The organism is Pseudoalteromonas sp. SG45-3 (assembly GCF_014164075.1).
Classification (GTDB): Bacteria; Pseudomonadota; Gammaproteobacteria; order Enterobacterales; family Alteromonadaceae; genus Pseudoalteromonas; species Pseudoalteromonas distincta.
Genome location: NZ_JACJEN010000019.1, coordinates 1 through 18,128, shown reverse-complemented (window position 1 = coordinate 18,128; position 18,128 = coordinate 1). Strand labels below are relative to the sequence as shown.

20 protein-coding genes are annotated in these 18,128 nt (G+C 37.4%); 13 read left to right on the top strand and 7 right to left on the bottom strand.

From position 1 onward, the window contains the following. Window positions 1-50 precede the first annotated feature (50 nt). Window positions 51-1,211 carry a GGDEF domain-containing protein gene (locus H5126_RS17350; RefSeq protein ID WP_182720334.1) on the bottom strand — a complete coding sequence of 387 codons (1,161 nt, stop codon included), beginning with the start codon at window positions 1,209-1,211 and terminating at the stop codon, window positions 51-53. 477 nt (window positions 1,212-1,688) lie between these two features. On the opposite strand from H5126_RS17350, the gene H5126_RS17345 reads away from it, so the two are divergent. Next, on the top strand, window positions 1,689-2,813 hold the full coding sequence (locus H5126_RS17345) for a DUF748 domain-containing protein (protein ID WP_182720335.1): 1,125 nt from the start codon (window positions 1,689-1,691) through the stop codon (window positions 2,811-2,813). 88 nt (window positions 2,814-2,901) lie between these two features. On the opposite strand, the gene H5126_RS17340 is transcribed toward H5126_RS17345, so the two are convergent. After that, window positions 2,902-3,711: an ion transporter gene (locus H5126_RS17340; RefSeq protein ID WP_024597578.1), complete on the bottom strand. Its 810-nt coding sequence runs from the start codon at window positions 3,709-3,711 to the stop codon at window positions 2,902-2,904. 100 nt (window positions 3,712-3,811) lie between these two features. Here H5126_RS17340 and H5126_RS17335 point away from each other — a divergent pair, with 100 nt between their 5' ends. The 5 genes from H5126_RS17335 to H5126_RS17315 all read left to right on the top strand — a co-directional run bounded on the left by H5126_RS17335 (window position 3,812) and on the right by H5126_RS17315 (window position 6,000). Further along, on the top strand, window positions 3,812-4,024 hold the full coding sequence (locus tag H5126_RS17335) for a hypothetical protein (RefSeq protein ID WP_004334789.1): 213 nt from the start codon (window positions 3,812-3,814) through the stop codon (window positions 4,022-4,024). A 15-nt stretch (window positions 4,025-4,039) separates the two neighbouring features. After that, window positions 4,040-4,321, top strand: a complete 282-nt coding sequence (locus tag H5126_RS17330; protein WP_024608119.1) for a hypothetical protein — start codon at window positions 4,040-4,042, stop codon at window positions 4,319-4,321. 68 nt (window positions 4,322-4,389) lie between these two features. Next, a complete protein-coding gene (locus tag H5126_RS17325; protein ID WP_004334795.1) occupies window positions 4,390-4,581 on the top strand; it encodes a YwbE family protein in 192 nt (63 codons plus the stop codon). Next, the gene (locus H5126_RS17320; protein WP_182720336.1) at window positions 4,581-5,099 is read left to right on the top strand and encodes a DUF4240 domain-containing protein; all 519 of its coding nucleotides are present in this window, start codon (window positions 4,581-4,583) and stop codon (window positions 5,097-5,099) included. Before H5126_RS17325 ends, H5126_RS17320 begins: the two co-directional genes overlap by 1 nt. 439 nt (window positions 5,100-5,538) lie before the next feature. Further along, window positions 5,539-6,000, top strand: coding sequence for a hypothetical protein (locus H5126_RS17315; RefSeq protein WP_004334802.1), 462 nt, complete (start codon window positions 5,539-5,541; stop codon window positions 5,998-6,000). Window positions 6,001-6,020: 20 nt separating this feature from the next. On the opposite strand, the gene H5126_RS17310 is transcribed toward H5126_RS17315, so the two are convergent. From H5126_RS17310 to H5126_RS17300, 3 genes are all read right to left on the bottom strand, one after another. Beyond that, on the bottom strand, window positions 6,021-7,280 hold the full coding sequence (locus H5126_RS17310) for a Y-family DNA polymerase (protein ID WP_024597582.1): 1,260 nt from the start codon (window positions 7,278-7,280) through the stop codon (window positions 6,021-6,023). Then, window positions 7,268-7,681: a S24 family peptidase gene (locus H5126_RS17305; protein WP_004334808.1), complete on the bottom strand. Its 414-nt coding sequence runs from the start codon at window positions 7,679-7,681 to the stop codon at window positions 7,268-7,270. The genes H5126_RS17310 and H5126_RS17305 overlap by 13 nt, the downstream gene beginning before the upstream one ends. Window positions 7,682-7,762: 81 nt before the next feature. Then, entirely contained in the window at window positions 7,763-8,182 is a 420-nt protein-coding gene (locus tag H5126_RS17300; RefSeq protein ID WP_004334811.1) for a MarR family winged helix-turn-helix transcriptional regulator, read from the bottom strand. A 292-nt stretch (window positions 8,183-8,474) separates the two neighbouring features. On the opposite strand from H5126_RS17300, the gene H5126_RS17295 reads away from it, so the two are divergent. The 3 genes from H5126_RS17295 to H5126_RS17285 all read left to right on the top strand — a co-directional run bounded on the left by H5126_RS17295 (window position 8,475) and on the right by H5126_RS17285 (window position 11,647). Next, window positions 8,475-9,218 (top strand): siderophore-interacting protein, encoded by a 744-nt coding sequence (locus tag H5126_RS17295; RefSeq protein WP_182720337.1) that lies wholly within the window; start codon window positions 8,475-8,477, stop codon window positions 9,216-9,218. A 141-nt stretch (window positions 9,219-9,359) separates the two neighbouring features. Further along, window positions 9,360-10,349 (top strand): LLM class flavin-dependent oxidoreductase, encoded by a 990-nt coding sequence (locus tag H5126_RS17290; RefSeq protein ID WP_007583209.1) that lies wholly within the window; start codon window positions 9,360-9,362, stop codon window positions 10,347-10,349. A gap of 284 nt (window positions 10,350-10,633) precedes the next feature. After that, window positions 10,634-11,647 (top strand): patatin family protein, encoded by a 1,014-nt coding sequence (locus H5126_RS17285; RefSeq protein ID WP_182720338.1) that lies wholly within the window; start codon window positions 10,634-10,636, stop codon window positions 11,645-11,647. Between the two features lie 229 nt (window positions 11,648-11,876). On the opposite strand, the gene H5126_RS17280 is transcribed toward H5126_RS17285, so the two are convergent. After that, window positions 11,877-12,308, bottom strand: coding sequence for an Lrp/AsnC family transcriptional regulator (locus H5126_RS17280; RefSeq protein ID WP_182720339.1), 432 nt, complete (start codon window positions 12,306-12,308; stop codon window positions 11,877-11,879). 171 nt (window positions 12,309-12,479) lie between these two features. Here H5126_RS17280 and H5126_RS17275 point away from each other — a divergent pair, with 171 nt between their 5' ends. The 4 genes from H5126_RS17275 to H5126_RS17260 all read left to right on the top strand — a co-directional run bounded on the left by H5126_RS17275 (window position 12,480) and on the right by H5126_RS17260 (window position 17,164). Further along, window positions 12,480-13,553, top strand: coding sequence for an ornithine cyclodeaminase (locus H5126_RS17275; protein ID WP_182720340.1), 1,074 nt, complete (start codon window positions 12,480-12,482; stop codon window positions 13,551-13,553). Then, window positions 13,550-14,461: a citrulline utilization hydrolase CtlX gene (gene ctlX / locus H5126_RS17270; RefSeq protein WP_182720341.1), complete on the top strand. Its 912-nt coding sequence runs from the start codon at window positions 13,550-13,552 to the stop codon at window positions 14,459-14,461. Before H5126_RS17275 ends, ctlX begins: the two co-directional genes overlap by 4 nt. 126 nt (window positions 14,462-14,587) lie before the next feature. Further along, window positions 14,588-15,994 carry a sodium:alanine symporter family protein gene (locus tag H5126_RS17265; RefSeq protein WP_182720342.1) on the top strand — a complete coding sequence of 469 codons (1,407 nt, stop codon included), beginning with the start codon at window positions 14,588-14,590 and terminating at the stop codon, window positions 15,992-15,994. 126 nt (window positions 15,995-16,120) lie between these two features. Beyond that, on the top strand, window positions 16,121-17,164 hold the full coding sequence (locus H5126_RS17260; RefSeq protein WP_182720343.1) for a patatin-like phospholipase family protein: 1,044 nt from the start codon (window positions 16,121-16,123) through the stop codon (window positions 17,162-17,164). Between the two features lie 157 nt (window positions 17,165-17,321). On the opposite strand, the gene H5126_RS17255 is transcribed toward H5126_RS17260, so the two are convergent. Then, on the bottom strand, window positions 17,322-17,774 hold the full coding sequence (locus H5126_RS17255; protein WP_182720344.1) for a hypothetical protein: 453 nt from the start codon (window positions 17,772-17,774) through the stop codon (window positions 17,322-17,324). Window positions 17,775-18,128: the final 354 nt, after the last annotated feature.

Genomic DNA, 18,128 nt, shown 5'->3' with positions numbered 1-18,128 from the left:
TGAAAAATCAGTCGCTAAAGGTCAATACCCCTAGTAATAATGAACTTTTATTAACTTAATGTATTCACATGAGCCACCTGATTACGCCCTTCATTCTTGGCATGGTAGAGTGCTTTATCTGCTTCATTTATTGCACTCTCAATTGTCGTTTTATTACATTTAATATTTATTACGCCAAAACTTGCCGTTACATTAATTACTTTATCGTTAAAATGAATTGGGTAACTGGCCAGTGCACTTCTTAGTTTTTCGGGAAGATCTTTAGCTGACGATTCGTCGTTTCTTGCTATTAATAAAGCAAATTCTTCGCCGCCAATGCGGCCAAATAAATCACATGGGTTTATGCAGTTTTGCATTATTTTTGCAGCTTCAACTAAAACTAAATCACCACCTGCATGTCCAAATTCATCGTTTATTTTTTTAAATTTATCTATATCCCAATAAATTAAGCTGACGTAGTTATAATTATTAAGTTTATCTTTTAGTTGCTCTTGGCTTTTATTATAGAATCCACGCCTATTTAAGCAGCCTGTAAGTTCGTCGCTCATTGCAAGATGGTTCATTTTTTCAGCTAAATCTGATGCCATCATAAATATTATGAATACGGCCATGCCTACATGTGCAGTAGGGACAGTAATAAAATTAATTAATGTATACAGCGCTATATATTCTTCATTTACTTGGCTGCCTTGCAGTAACGCTATGCTTGCTGCAACAAATAAAAGTAATCCACATAGCGTATAAGTAATACTAGCGCCTATTTCGGCAGGAAGTGATTTTTGTTTATGCCTGAAAATAATAACTGCATTGAGTACAAGTAAAATCACATCATAATACACATACAAGGACATAAATAAGCCAACATGCACATATATAGCTGTAAAATAATAGACAGCAGCAAGAGTAACTATTGCTGAGATAATTAAATAGCGAATTTTTATACCCGAGTTTACCCTAATGCAATGCCCCCACGTACCTAGCAGTACTGAACCTACAGAGAAGCTACTTCCTAACATCCAATATAATGTGTTTGTGTTAAATAATGGTTCTGCCAACATTGTTGCCCATTGGCATGCAGAGAATGCAAATGCGATTGTCCAAAGCATGGCATATTGCTTTTTACCTAACGTATACCACGACATTAAAAATATGACAGACCAAATAATACTGGTGAAAAAGAGGGTAACTAATATATAAAAAATAGGATTCATGTATTTTTATTCTTGTTTGCGTTAATTTTACTTTAGTAGATGAAAGCGGTTTATTCGACCTAACGCCGGTTATTAGTTAGCTAAATTGTAAATAGATATGTATGCAATCATTTCTTAAGTTGTGTATTTGAATAGTGGTATATCCCTTGCTGTAATAACTGTTGTTTAGAGCTTTAAGCTTATATGGCTTTGCTTTGTTTATAATTTTATTCCTAACAGGTATTTAAATTACAATTCTTAGTAATTTTTACACGTTTATTTATTTGCTTAATTAAAGAATTCAGCTAGGGCTTATTTATTCTTCTAGGTTAAATTTGTAGCTGTACGTTTAGGTTTTAGGTAAAGCAGAGTTTATGTTGTGTGGCTATCTTCATAAGTGCTTTATAAAAATAAATATTAAACATACGCAGCCCTTTATATAGAAAAATTTAACCCTGAAAGGTCAAAAGGCCCCCGTTTTTAGTAAAGGAAATTACAATGCATTTTTCATCCAAAATATTTCACGACAAATACCTTAAAGGTGTAATAGCGCTGGTTGTGTTACTTATACTAACGCGAATAGCCGCGCCTTATGTAGTTCAGCACTACGTAAATTATCAGCTAAAACACACACAAGGTGTTACGGGGCATGTTGGTGACGTAGATTTGTTTTTATATCGCGGTGCCTACGCAATTGACGACGTTGAAATTTATGCTGTTGATGCAACTTCAGCTCCTAAGCCTTTGCTGAGTATTCAAACTCTCGATTTTTCACTTGCGTGGTCAGCCCTTTTAAAAGGGAATTTAGTCACAAATATGGCTTTTACGCGTCCTGAGATAGTTATTTACGATAAAGACCCCAATGCTTCTGAGCAAAATCAACAAGTAAAAGATGAAACCACTTGGGTGGGGCTGGCGAATGACTTAGTACTGTTTTCTATTGATACCTTAACAATTGAGCAAGGCAAGTTAACTTTAGTTAACTCAACGAATAGTGGTGAAAAACCCACTTTTATATCAAATATCAACGCTCGAATTGAAAATATAACCAACGCGCAAAACCTATCAAAAACACTAGTGACTACTCTAAGCGTAGAAGGTGCATTAATGGGGGAGGCCGCATTAAAGTTTGATGGTAAATTAGATCCCTTTAGCAAACAAGCCAATTTTGATTTTAACGCAGAGGTACAGCGTTTCTCTGTTAAAAACCTCGATACTGTATTTAAGGTATACACGCCTTTTGATATTGAAGCGGGTGGCATTGATGGCGCTATGGAATTGGTGGCTAAAGACAATAACTTAAATGGTTATGTAAAAGCGGGCGTTCAAAACTTGAGTGTGTTCTCGTGGCGCGAAGATATAGAAAAAGATGACGATGGAATATTTACGGCCATATTTGAAGGCAGTGTTGATTTACTGGGCTCTATACTCGAAAACGATGAGTCTAAACTTGTTGCTGCACGTATCCCTATAGAGGGGCAATTAGATAATACGGATGTTTCGACTTTTCAAGCTGTGATTTCGGTATTAGAAAACGCATTTTTTGATGCGTTTAAAATGAAAGTAGATAACGTTATTTCTTTTGAAGATACGGATGAAAAATCTGATAACGAGGAGAATTAAAGCTCTTTGGTAATGTTCGTTTTAGTTAAATACTTAAGCTGCACCCACTTTTTAAACTTTAAGTGGGTGCTTTAGTACTTTTCTCAGATTAGTTTTTGCGGTTACTCAATAGCTCTTTAAGCTCAGCAATTTGGGATTGTAGTTCGTTTACTTGCCCTTGCGTTGCAGGTAATGAGCTGTCGTCTGCGAGCTCTTCTCGCGCTTTGCGGTGCTCTTCACTCATTACTTCTAAAATGGCACCTACCATCATATTTAAAAATACAAATGCGGTTAAAAATATAAACGTAAGGTAATAAATCCAGCTTAGTTCGTACACCGCCATTGTTTCATACATTATGTCGGTCCAATCTTCAAATGTTGCCACCCTAAACAGAGTAAGCATGGAGATTGAAACATCTTGCCAAAGTACGGGGTTTATTTCAGCAAACATCATGCTGCCCATTGCAGCGTATATATAAAAAATAACAAACATTAATAGGGCTATATAACCCATTTGTGGAATGGCTTTAAGCAATGAGTTAACCAATAAGCGCAGCTCTGGGATCATCGAAACCAATCGTAACACTCTAAATATGCGCAACAGCCTAGCTATTAACATTGTAGAGCCAGCAGCAGGGTATAAACTGCCCAATACTATGATAGTGTCAAATATATTCCATCCCTTAGAAAAGAAGTCTTTAATGCCTTTGCTTGCAACAAAGCGGATTATTAGTTCAATTAAAAAGAATGCAGTAATGCCAACGTCCATCCAATTTAGAGCAAGCTCTACGGTAGGATGTAGTGAGTAAGTGTGTGCACCTACTGTAAGGGCAGAAACAATAATTACAGCTATAACAAATGATTGAAATATCTTGCTTTTGTCTATACGCTGAAACAACTTTTGTAACTGCGACATCATAGTAATAGATCCTTTGGATATTAAGATTTTATGGCGCTAATATACAATAGTATCGTAATAATTTAACGCTTTTTCGATATAGAAAGTGTAAGGAAATTTAATGTTTATCAATAAACTAAAAAGCAGCGCATTACTTATTATTGGATCATGTGTTTTGGCTGGTTGCAGCTCTGATGCACGTTTTCATGAATTACAATCGGCGCGCCTTGATGAGTGTAACTATAAAGCTGACAAAGAATATTACGAATGCCTAGATAAACAAGACTCTAACTACGAAGAGTTTAAAAAACAGCAACAAGCCCAGACTAAATAAGTAACCTTTATATTTATGACTAAAACTCAAAAACAGCGCGATAAGCAAATTCGCTTAGCGCTTACTAATGCATGCGAAGCAATAAAAGAAATGGTAATTGATTTTGATTATCTAACGCATACAGTTGATTTAAATAACGAAGTAAACACGTTAAAAGTACAATGTTACTTTATTGATGAGGTAGCCCGTGAAGATGCAAAACCGCAACTTGATGAGTTAACGCAGATTATACTTAGCCAGCTAGCAGCTATTAAGTTGAACGCAAAACCAGCACACATCTCATTTTTAGCCAATTAACAGCGGTTTAGTTGGTATGACATCACATGGACGTTATAATTAGATAAATTATTTTTAGGGTTTAAATTATGGCTGTTCCTTCGCGTTCGCAAATTTCACCAGGTACCACAGTAAATATTGTATTAAAAGAAGATCAACGCAGCGGCACATTAACTGAGGGTGTGGTTGAGCGCCTTTTAACAAAATCACCAAATCACCCACACGGCATTAAAGTACGTTTAGAAGATGGTCAAGTTGGCCGAGTAAAAGAGATTTTATAATGGCAGCGTTAACAGAGCAGGCTTTTTGGGATTTAGTAACAACGCCTGATTTAGGGCTCGATCCGCAAAGTGTGAGCGATAACCTAAAAAACAAACTTAATGATTTAAGCGATCAGCACCTTATTGATTTTGATAAACACTTTGGCATACATATGCGTAAATGTTTTACCTGGGATTTGTTTGGTGCCGCTTTTGTGATGGCTGGATGTAACGACGATTACGGTTTTAGCGAGTTTAGATGTTGGTTAATTTCGCGCGGTAAAACAGTTTTCGAAAATGCTTTAGAAAATGCTGATTCGTTAGCGCAGTGTACACCTGTTTATTACTTAAATGAGCAGCCTTACCCGTATATTGATGAGTATGATTTAATAGCTGGTTTATTATTTGAAGAACGCAGCGAAGACGAATTACCGTTTATTCCATCAGGCAGCGATGAACCCAAAGGCAAACGTTTTAAAGACAAACCTAAGTTTTTAAAGCAAAGCTACCCTTTATTATTTGCAAAGTACTGGCAATAAAATAAATAGTAATTTGTGCGCTATTTAAACAATTTAATGAGTTTAATTTCCCTACAAGTAAGCGCATTGATATAAATCGTTTTGTTGTTTAAGTACGTATTAACTAAAGTACTTAACAGCAAAATGGTTTGTAATGCAGTATCTAGGATGAATCTTTGTGGATTTAAATGTGTTCAATCTAAGGGATTTATTCGCGGCACGAGGTTTGTAACCTAATAAGCTCGGTAATTGCTCTTGCGTTATCTTACTGGCTTACACACATGTAAGAATTAGTAATAGTCGAGCAAAGCTCCCTTAGCTGCTCGCGTCTTGGTTCCTGAATACGACTTCTCTCCTTTTATAGTAAATCTCTGTTATAGTTGTTAAAAGTTATAAAAGCTAAGTGATTAGGCATTTTGCTATTATTTAACACGCTGACTCACGAGGATACACCCACGAAATGAAATATTTAACACTCGCTTTATTAACTGTCGCTTTTACAAGTGCAAATGCTTTTTCTGAGCCGAGTAATAAAACACGATTTATACCGCTTTTAAAGTCAAAATTGGGAGCCTACGAAGTTGTGTCGAGCAACTCAGGGTTATGCGTTAACAGCAATTTGAGTTTGACAGATGAAAGTGATTTAAGTGCTGGTTTTAAACTTGGTGAGCAAATTGTATTTGGATCGCTCCACAATGGTACCCGAACCATTAAAAAACCAAACTTTTGCTTTATAACCAGCACGCTTAAATATAAAAGTGATGGCCTTGAAAACGGCTTAAGAATGAGCCGTTGTGAAAGCCCAGCAAACGAAAAAACAATCAGTCAAAGTATCAAATTTTTAGCTGATAACACACTCAAATACACATTGAGCGAACCCAATGTAGAGTGCACATTTAAAAAAGCAGACGAGAGTAAATAAAGCATCTAGTAAGTAGCAAATCATTCGCAGTATATTTTAGGGATATCGCGCCAACGCGTAGTGTACTGCGGCGATAAAAAATCACGGTTCATGTGCCACCGGTCATTTAATTTACTACTTGCAAGGCTTAGCATTCCTTTTCCGTATCGATTGTTAATTGTGTCTAAGCATTGCATAAGTTTTGGATTATCAGGGCTTTTATTAAATAAGTCATTTTGCTGAAACTGTTCTGATATTAGCTCTACCGCGCCCACACCACACTTATAAAACCGTATACCGGGTTGGTAAATCTTATTAAATACCTCAGATACAGCATTAGCCATCACGCAGGTGTCGTTAGTGGGTGAGGGGAACTTATACACAAAAGACTTTTTATAATATTTATTTTCGTGCGCGCCACTGGCTGCAAAAATATAAAGCTGGTGAGTGAGCGAGTGTTGCGCTCTTAGTTTATTAGCCACTGTGGTTACATGGTTAATTAGCGCTGTTTTAAGTGCTGTTGGCTCACATATGCGCTCTCCAAAACTACGGGTTGAATAAATCTCCCGCTTATCTTGTCGTACATCATCCCAGTTTAAACATGTTATCCCGTTAAGCTCGCTTACTGTGCGTTCAACAACCACACTAAATGCACGGCGCATTGCTCTAGGGTTTTGCTGAGCAAGATCCCAGGCGGTGTGTATATTCATTATTTTAAGTTTTTTAGCTAGCCGCCGGCCTATCCCCCACACATCTTCGCAGCTCATTCTTTGTAAAATAGCTTGGCGAGTTTGTTCGCTATTTATTACTGCTACACCATTAAAACCACTGAGCTTTTTAGCGGCATGGTTAGCGGCTTTTGCTAAAGTAGGGGTCGGGCCAAAACCAACACCTACAGGTAGCTTTGTTTCGCGCCATACTGTGCGCCTTATTGTATGACCGTATTCATGCCAGTCTTTAATTAATGATGTGTAGCCATCAAAGTGCAAAAACGATTCATCAATACTGTATATGTGCTGTGTATCGCAAAAGCGAGCGATGATATTCATCATTTTGTCGCTTAAATCAGCATAAAGCTCGTAATTGCTAGAGCGAATAACAACGTTGTTTTGCTCAAGTAAATGCTTAACTTTAAAGTACGGGCCAAATTTAGGAATATTTAAGCGCCGAGCAATAGGGCAAATAGCGCATACACAGCCATCGTTATTGGTAAGTACAACCACGGGTTTTGATCGAATAGCAGGGTCGAATACTTTTTCGGCACTGGCATAAAATGACACAGCATCAACTAAGGCATACATTTTAGTAACTCTGGGCTTTGCCTGTGCATTCTTATTGATAGCGTTACTACGCCTTCGAGCTGAAACTCGTCTGCAGAGGTGAGTTGTACAGGCTTATGTAAAGAAGACGCTGAAAGCAGCCGCGCATTGGTTTTATCAAGCAGTTTGCATACAAAAAGACCATTTAAGTTAGCAACAATAACGTCACCATTTTCTGCAGGCTCTGCACGGTCGATAACTAATAAGTCCCCTTCAAAAATTCCGACTTCTTGCATAGAGTTACCCGATGCTAGGCCAATAAAGGTAGCATTTGGGTGCTTTATTAAAAGCTCATCAAGGGTTACACCTAGCTCGGTGTACTGCGCTGCGGGCGATTCAAAACCACACACGCCTGCTTCTATATAAATGGGAATTACAAACATAACACAACCTAAAACGCATATACTGTATAAGTGTACAGTATATGCGTTTTGTGTAAGTTATGCCAAGAAATGTATAACCGATCAATCCATATTTTTGATCATTTGCTGTGCGATATCTAAAAAGTCTTTGATTTGCTGAGGGTTTAAGTTTTTACACATTTGATTATTTATTTTCTGCTCTGAGGCTAATAACTTATCAAAAAGAACTTTGCCTTGCTCTGTGAGCGACAAAATAAAGCAGCGCTTATCGTGCTCACTTGCCTGTTTATTTATTAAATTTAAGCCAATAAGATCTTTAATTAAACGTGCTATTTGCGCTTTGTCGCGCTGCGTTTTAGTAACAATATCGTTAGCCGTACAGTTATTTACGTTCGCAATAATATGTATGCAGCGTACGTGCATAGCATTAATACCAAGTTCGCCTGCGTTAATTGCTTCACGAATTGTGACGCGGTAATTTTGCATCAATTCAAACAGCGTATTTGATAAAGGTGTATTCATAAAACTCTCAATGTAGTTGACAAAGTCAATCAATTTGTTATAGTTGATTTTATCAACCAATGGGGCGTTGTGCAATATCTGCTTTTATAGCAGCCAATTATTATACCAATCTGCTTATATATGGGGTCTATTTAAGGTTAAGAAAATTACGCTAGAACTAGGCTAAAATTTTTTATCTAGTTGTTCTAAATAAAAATTTTAACAACGTTATAGTGAAATTTAATTCGTTAAATTGATCAAAGATTTATGCAAGTTGGTATTAAAGTCCAAGTTTTGTAAAACGAGGTAATGCATGGGTAAACAAATTCGCAAAGCTAACATATTAAGTACGCAGCAAATCACACCACACCTACAACGCATTGTTGTAGGCTCTGATGATTTTAACGACTTAACCTCACAGCACATTGGTAACTATGTAAAAGTACTGATCCCAAAAAATGGTGAAGTAGATTTTAACTTAAAAACAGCGTGTATGCGATCTTACACAATAAGGCATGTAGATGCACAAACAGGCGCGTTAACACTTGATTTTGTTATAAATATGCACCAAGGTCCGGCAACTGACTGGGCTAAAATTGCAAAAGTAGGTGATGAGGTAGGTATTGCAGGCCCAGGCCCTAAAAAGCTAGATAATTATGGGCATTCGCATTATGTGTTGCTAGGGGATTTAACATCGGTAAATGCAATAAAGGGGTATGCGCAGCAATTACCTTTAACTTCAAAAATTGATGCATTTGTACATGCGCCCACTGAGCAAGACATTATTGATTTAGAAACAAGCCGCGATGTTAATTGGCTTGTTACCGACAATGCTGACGAAGTACTACTTAGCGCGCTTCAAAATTTGCACATTACAGCAGAGCCTCCTATTGTATTTATGGCATTGGAAGCTGGGCTTGTGCGTAAAGCAAAGACATTCTTAACAGAGCAATTTAATATACCACGCGGTAATATTGTTTCCTCAGGGTATTGGAAAAAAGGCGTGGATTCAGAAGGCTATAAAAAGCTGCGCCAACGTGATGCACAGCTTGCTTGAATACCTTAGAGCAAAATAACATATACCTATTTTGCTCTAATACCACTGCGTAACTTGAATTGACCTAATAGCAGACCCATTTAAGTGTTTTATGCTAATGATGTAATACATTGTTAGCATGCATTTTTAGGAGCTGCTATTTTGTTGAATTCCATTCCTTTTTCGTTATTAGAACTTGCCCCCATGATCAAAGGGGACAGCGTTACTAACACTCTTCATAAAAGTACTAAATACGCTCAACGTGCTGATGAGCTTGGCTTTAACCGTTTTTGGCTTGCTGAGCATCATAATATGCCAGGTATAATTTGTGCGGCCACTTCAATTTTGGTTGGTCACATTGCAGGTAATACCAAAAAGATACGCGTTGGATCGGGCGGTATTATGCTGCCAAACCACTCCCCATTAGTTGTTGCTGAACAATTTGGTACATTAGAGAGCTTATATCCAGGGCGAATAGATTTAGGGCTAGGGCGTGCCCCAGGTAGCGATCCTGTAACGAGTCGTGCATTAAACAACGATATGAGCCGCGCAGAAAATTTCCCAGGTGAGGTAACTGAACTGCAAACATTGTTAGGTCCTTACAATGGTACGCATCCTATACGTGCTATACCGGGGGAGGACACAAACGTTCCGATTTGGTTATTAGGCTCGAGTTTATTTAGCGCGCAACTAGCGGCGCAAAAAGGGTTACCGTATGTATTTGCAGGGCATTTTGCACCGCGCTTTGTGCACGATGCAATAGCGTTGTATAAGCGCGAATTTAAAGCATCAAGCGTACTTGATAAGCCATACGTAATGCTTGCACTGCCTTTAGTGGCTGCAGATACCGACGATGAAGCGCAATATTTATCGACTACTTCTAAGCAACGTGTACTCGAACTTATACGCGGTAATGAGCTGTGGCTAAAACCGCCTGTTGAAAGCATGGACGGGTTGTGGAGCGAACAAGAACGCGCTCATGTAGAGAACTTTTTAAGTCTAAGCGTAGTAGGCGGACATGTAAGTATTAAACACAAGTTAGAGATGATAGCTAAACAGCTAGAAGTTGATGAGTTTATATTTACCAATGATGTATTCGATAGTGAAAAACGCCACCGTGCACTCGAAATTTTAATGGAAATAAAACACTAAAATATAGTTAGTTAAGCAAGCGTACACTCTGGGCTTGTTAAGATTATAGACATCATCAAAAGTTAAACTTTTTTAACTCATTTTATTAACTTTAAGTGATGTCTGTATTTGTTATTTAAATATTCAAAGTAAATTTGATTGCTATTTTTAGTAAATATTTTGCTTTATATACCGTTCTGTTTTTTCAATTGAACTGATTTAAACAATCAATTTTAAGATATCACTTTTGTTTTTTATAATGTAGCTATTAAACCAGACATCATAAAATTAAAGGCAGGTACACCGTGAACTCTCTAAACACCGCAACAGCTAATTCAGTTAACAAAACAGCGCAGCCAAAAGTTGCTCTGATTGCTGAAGGTGGCGGGCAGCGAGGGATATTCACAGCTGGCGTACTTGATGCTTGGTTAGAGCAAAGCTATGACCCTTTTGATTTATTCATTGGTACTTCAGCGGGTTCGCAAAACTTAACTAGCTACTTAGCGCGCCAAAAAGGCTACGCTAAACGCCTGATTAGAGGACTTTCGCGTAATAAGCGTTTTTTTCAGCTTGGTCGCGGATTAGTGGGTAAGCATATAGTTGATTTAGATTGGTACTTTGACAAAACCACTGAAGTAAACAGAGCTATAGATTTCAAAACAGCGAAAACTAGTTTAGGTGAGCGTGAACTACTTATAACAGCAACAAACGCACGAGACAGAAAAGCTTATTACTTATCGCCTACAGGTGATAGTGGTCAATGGCGTGATTTGTTAAAGGCTTCTAGCGCACTCCCGTTTTTATACAAACAAGGTGTAAAGTTAACACCTTGGTTAAACGCAAAAGCAGCGAATGAAACACATCTTGTTGAAGAACAAGCACAGAGCGATTTTTATCTAGACGGCGGTTTAGCCGCTCCACTTCCCGTGCGTGAGGCTTACAACCGAGGTGCTCGTAAAATTGTTGTAATAAGAACGGTTGACGCTAATTTTCAAGCGCAATCTGCATGGGTACAAAAGCTAAGAACATTTGCTATAGCATCAGGCTATTGTCCAAAAACATTGGACTACTTAATACAGCACGAAAAAGCGTATTTAGATGAGCTTGAGTTTATTGCAAATCCACCAAATGATGTAGAAATAATACAAATTTTTGCAGACGAAAAACTGCATAGCAAATTATTAGGTAGTTCAAATAACGATTTACGTTTTGATCATAAATTAGGCTTAGCTGCAGGTCGGTCTTATTTAGCGCAGCAAAGCCAATTTGAGATCAGCAATACGCATAACTATACGCAAAGCGAATATAGTTACAATTAAACCAAATTCTTATACCTAGATTGCAAATAGTACTGCAACTTAAAATTGCAGTACTATTCTTCATTTAAATGACACCCACTTAAATTTGTATGTTTATTAACCCCTAGATTCTGGCGCTTCAATTCTTTAAAACTATAAATGGGTGTCATTCTAAATTTTTAAATTAGCTAAAATTATTGTGAACACTTAAATAATATAAATGGGTGTCATTTTAAACCTAAAAATAAACCTAAGTTGATGAGAGTAATATGCTCGTTTCACTATTTAAAATACCGTCTATTTCTCTTACTTGCCTAAGTACTCCATCAAACTCACTTAAATTCGCGGCCTGTATCTCTGCTACCAAATCCCAAGCACCATTGGTAGTGTGCAATTTTGTAAGTTCGGGTATACCACGCATAGTTTTAATAACTTGAGAAGTTGATTTACCAATCACTTCCACCATCATAATTGCACGAACGGCTTCGCTTTCTATGTGTTCATGCACTCTTATAGTAAACCCCAAAATAGCGCCTGAACTCACTAATCGATCTAATCTATTTTGCACTGTCCCGCGTGACACATTTAAAGAACTTGCTAAAGCAGAGATAGAGGCGCGACCGTCTTTTCGTAATTCAGCAATTAAAGCGTTATCAAGGGAATCGTAAATATAAGGAGTCATAAATCAAACCTTTTAGAGCATGGCCTACTAAAATACACAATTTGTATATACCTGCATAGCAAAATGATAAAAATTAATAAAATTTGTATAATTAATTGCCATATTAAATAGCACGTAGCCTCGTTAAACTTGTTTTAAATTAACTAATACATTTATTCAAGAGGTTTCCACATGAGTCATTTTATAGCACAGCCAAAACAAGGCGTTCCATTTGTTAGCGTTCAGGCAATGGTTAAGCTTATAAATAGCTTAGGGGTCGAAAACGTTTTGCTAGATCTAACACATAAATTAGAAACCGACTTTGCCCGTTGGACTGAGTTTGATAAGTCACCTCGCTATGCAGCACACTCACCAGAGGGTGTAATAGAGCTAATGCCAGTGAGTGATGGCCAAATGTTCAGCTGTAAATATGTAAATGGTCACCCAAAAAACACCCTTAGAGAACTTCAAACAGTCGCTGCATTTGGTATTTTAGCCGATGTAGATAGTGGCTATCCGGTTATGATAAGCGAAATGTGTTTACTAACAGCGCTACGTACAGCGGCTACATCGGCGCTGGTGGCTAAGTATTTAGCACCAAAAAACTCAACAACACTTACATTAATTGGTAATGGGGCACAGTCTGAGTTTCAGGCACTGGCATTTAAAGCTGTATTGGGCATAACACATATTCGTTTATACGATATAGATGCAAACGCGTCTAAAAAAGCATTTACTAATTTAAGTGCTTACGGGTTAAACGTAACTATTTGTAATAGCGCACAGGAAGCTGTGCAAGGTGCGCACGTTATTACAACCTGCACTGCCGATAAAACCAATGCTACAATTTTAACAAACGACATGATCCCACAAGGTGTGCACATTAATGCCATAGGTGGCGATTGCCCAGGTAAAACAGAGTTAGATGCTAAATTACTCGAGCGCGCTAATGTATTTGTAGAGTACGAGCCACAAACTCGAATAGAGGGCGAAATACAACAAATGAGTGAAAGCTTTGTTGTAACTGAGTTTCATAAAGTCGTTAATAAGCAATCGCTTGGCCGTACTAGCCAAGACGAATTAACTATTTTTGATGGTGTAGGCTTTGCGAGCGAAGACTTTACAGCGCTTGTATTTATACGCGATCAACTTATTAAAAGCGGTGAATTTACATTGCTCGATTTAATTACACAGCAAGCCGATCCGCGCAACTTGTTTTCGGTACTTAATACAGAGCAAACATCAGCACAAGAGCACGTAGCATGAGCCACGTAAATCAAGCTCCGAGTGCGGTTGTTATGGTACGTCCGCATCACTTTACGTCTAACCCACAAACAATGCTCGACAATGCATTTCAAAGTAAATGCTTAGCACCAAATCAAAGTGAACAAGCATATAGCGAAGTCACAAATGCAGTAAAATTATTAAAAAATGAAGGGGTAAAAGTTCACCTTTTTGAAGATGAGCAAACACAGACTCCCGACTCTGTGTTTCCAAATAATTGGTTTTCTACTCATCAAAGTGGGGAATTAATAATCTACCCAATGTTTGTAGAAAACAGAAGGTTAGAATATCGAAAAGATATTATTGATTTTTTAACGGATCACTATAAAGTGACGGTTGTGACTGATTATGCGCATTTAGCGAAAGAAAATTCATTCCTAGAAGGCACGGGCTCACTGGTTCTCGATCATCAATATAAACTGGCTTATGCAGCAAAATCTAAAAGAACAACTCAATCGGTTGTTAATACAGTTTGTAATTTGCTCGCATTAAAACCCGTTATATTTAATGCATATGATGAAAAAGGTACAGCGGTATATCACACTAATGTATTAATGTGCGTTGCAACTGAGTTTGTAATGGTTGGCTTAAACATGGTGCCAAGTGAGGAGCGTAAAGCGCTAGTTACTCATTTTTTACAAAGCCACCACGAAGTAATTGATTTATCACTCGATCAAATTAATCAATTTTGTGGTAACGCCATAGAGTTACAAGGTGACAATGGCCGTATTTTAGCGTTATCGCAAACAGCATTTAATGCGCTCACAACAGCACAAATAGCAGCCATACAAAAAACGGCTAAGCTTGTACCGTTACCGATTCCTACCATTGAGTCGGCTGGTGGATCACTTAGATGCATGATTGCAGGAGTTCATTTGCAAAACAAATAATGTATAGTTTTAAGGCAGCAAAAAGTATGGCTGCCTTATTCGTCCAAAATTTAAGTCGATGTCGTAAGCAAAAGCCGTTATATCCGCAACAGGATACTAATATAAAAATATAAGAAGGAATTAGCAATGTTCGATACCGTCGTCAAAAGCGTAAACAACCTTTTGTGGGGAGAAGGTCAGGTACTTATTTATATACTCTTGTTTACAGGGATATGGTTTTCAGTACGACTAAAAGCAATTCAAATACTTAAATTTAAACATATGTTTAGCCTTTTAAAAGGCAGTAGCAAATGTAAAAAAGACGACATTTCATCATTCCAAGCATTGTGTACAGGGCTTTGCGCACGAGTAGGCACTGGTAATTTAGCCGGTGTGGCTGTGGCAATTTCACTTGGCGGCAGCGGTGCAATATTTTGGATGTGGGTAATAGCCATATTGGGTATGGCTACAGGCTTTGCTGAAAGCGTACTTGGGCAAGTATATAAAGTGCGAGATAGTGGCGGCGAGTTTAGAGGCGGCCCTGCATATTATATTCAACAAGGTTTGGGTAGCCGAGCATTTGCAATTGTGTTTGCCGCGTGTTTGTTTTTAGGTTACGGCTTTACGTTTAGCGCAATGCAAACTAACACAATTACCGACGCACTTAATTACGCGTTTGAAGTTCCTACATTTTATTCAGGCCTGGTCATTACCGTACTAGCCGGCTCAATTATACTCGGTGGCTTTAAAGCAATTGCCCGATTTGCAGAGCGTGTTGTGCCAATAATGGGCATTGTGTTTGTACTTGCTGCCGTAATTATTACTATTATAAATTTCACGCAAGTACCCGCCATGCTTAAAGATATATTTTTATCGGCGTTTGGTTTACAAGAAGCTGGGGCTGGTGCAATGGGCGCAGCCATTAAAAACGGTATACAACGTGGTTTATATTCTAATGAGGCCGGTGCAGGTAGTGTGCCGCATGCTTCAGCAAGTGCCAGCCCAATTCCTAATCACCCTGTAACGCAAGGTTACATACAAATGCTAGGCGTATTTTTCGATACAATAGTACTGTGCAGCTGTACCGCGGTGATCATTTTATTAGCCGATATAGACATAAGCGGCGAAATGGAAGGCATTCGTTTAACACAAAGCGCGATGACTGCTCACTTAGCACAAGGTGGTGTTTATTTTGTAGCTGCCGCTATTACCTTATTTGCTTTTACATCGGTGGTGGCAAACTACGCCTATGCAGAGAGCAACTTGCACTTATTTAAGCTCGACAACAAAGTAGGGCGCGGCATTTACACTTCGCTTTATTTATCAATGATGTTGTGGGGCGCGTCGGCCACCTTAAAAGAAGTCTGGGATTTAGCCGATATTGCCTTAGGGTTAATGACAGTGGTTAACGTTATCGCTATTATACTGTTAACGCCGACTATTTTGTCTGTTACGAGCGATTACCACGCACAAAGAGACAAAGGTTTAGAGCCCGAATTTAAAGTAAAAGATGTAAAAGTACAGGGCAAATGCGAAGACGGCATTTGGGACTAATTCAGCACACTTAACTATAAAAAGCGGTTTTATGGCAACATAAAATCGCTTTTTTTTGCATAAGTATTCACTTTCAGTGTTGTGAAAATAACTGAAGCAACCAAAATAAAAGGCACAATTTTTTAGATGATCGAGATTCACGCAGGGAAAACAGCGGCTAAAATTATTAACGAACAGGGCTTTAAACCTGAACTTTTCACCTCTTTTTTAGGCGCAAGTGGCGGTCCTAAATGGTTTACATTATTTGGTTTAGATAAATATATTTTTGGTGAATTTTTTAAAAACCGTACCCAACCACTTAATTTAATTGGCTCATCTGCTGGCGCTTTTCGCTCTGCGTGTTTTGCACAAAACGATCCCGTTGCTGCCATTGAGCGATTAGCAAAATCGTATTCGCAAACTCGGTACTCAAGTAATAAACCAACACCAAGTGAAATAACAATAAAAGCGCGCGCATTACTTGAAGATGTTTTTGGCGATAACGGCGTAACTGAAATTATAAATAACCCAATATTTAAAGCGCACTTTATAGTAGCAAAATCGAATGGCTTTATTGCCAGCGAAAATAAATTAATACAGTTAATGGGTTTATCAAAAAGTTATATGTTAAACCGCGTTAACCGAAAATTATTAGGCTCGCAGTATGAGCGTTTTATATTTGGCCCAGCAACAAGTGACTTATCAATTACCGATACCTACAATTTTAAAACACAAAACATAGCGCTTACTAAAAATAATTTAAAAGATGCATTACTTGCATCGGGTTCAATACCACTTGTTATGCAGGGCATAAAAAATATTGCAGGCTCGCCGCAAGGTATATATCGCGATGGCGGAATAATTGACTACCACTTTGATTTAAAAATTAATAACCCAGGCTTAATTTTATATCCGCATTTTAATAGCGAGCCAAAAGCAGGGTGGTTCGATAAAAATTTAAAACGTAAAGTATCACCACTTAATTACGACAACGTAGTAATGATCAGCCCATCAAAAGAATTTGTAGCAAGTTTACCTTACGGAAAAATCCCAGATAGAAATGACTTTACCGATCTAGATGCAGACACGCGTATTAAATATTGGAATACCGTGTTTAGTGAGACCGAGAAGTTAGCTGATGATTTTGACAGAAAGCTCAATAGAGAAAATGTTGAATTGAAAATAATTTGATGATCTAATCTATCAAGTAATGACGTTCTATGTCTGGTGGTTAATTGATAATTTAAATATTACGGTACTAATATTAAAGAAAAGGGCGAAAGCCCTTATTGCTAACGCTTAAGAATACTGTAAAGCAATATAGTTTTTCTTTTGTTACTAATGAATTTTAATATAAGGCTTCATTAACTTGGTTAGCTCTTTTAAAAAAACAATTTAAATTAGAACTAGCTTCTCTATTGTATTCATAAATCATTTCTAGGGCAGTTGGTTCATCAGTGCTTTGCATTGCTCTTTTAGTACCATTAAAAGATACTGCACATTCATGTACTTTATCTAGAAATTTATAAATTCCAGATTTTGATGGAAATAGTAATTCTGAAGCATGAAATGAAGCAATAAAGTGGCTAAAAGTAATGTCAGAAATATACCCATTAGTATACTCTTGATATAGCTTCTGTGAATCTATATAAACTTTATATCTGCTATTAAAAAGAGCTAAATTAAGATTACGTTTTTGAATTCGAGTTTGAATGGACGCAATTACAAACATAGCTATAGCTATAAAAGCTGAGACCAGGGATACAATGAGTGTTAAGTTATCTATCGTGTTGATAGGCATTTTCTTTATCCTTGTTTATTTATTTAGTCTATCATATCAGAAAGAAAACAAATAAAAAGACTTATAAATCAGTGCTTTAATTGACCGTGCAGTCACTTAAACTAAAGTTTTTATTAACTTCCTGTTCTTTAAGATATTTCACCAATTATATTTAAAAGCTGGCTTTGTAGGTTAGATAAATAAATGTTCTAAGTTTTATTTTGTGCTTTAAATGTTTTATACATCTTTTCTGATATTCATTAAACAATGAAGAGAGGATGATAAGCATTGTATATTGGATTTTATAAACGTTAAATTATTTTAGCTGATAGCTGATAGCTGATAGCTGATAGCTGATAGCTGATAGCTGATAGC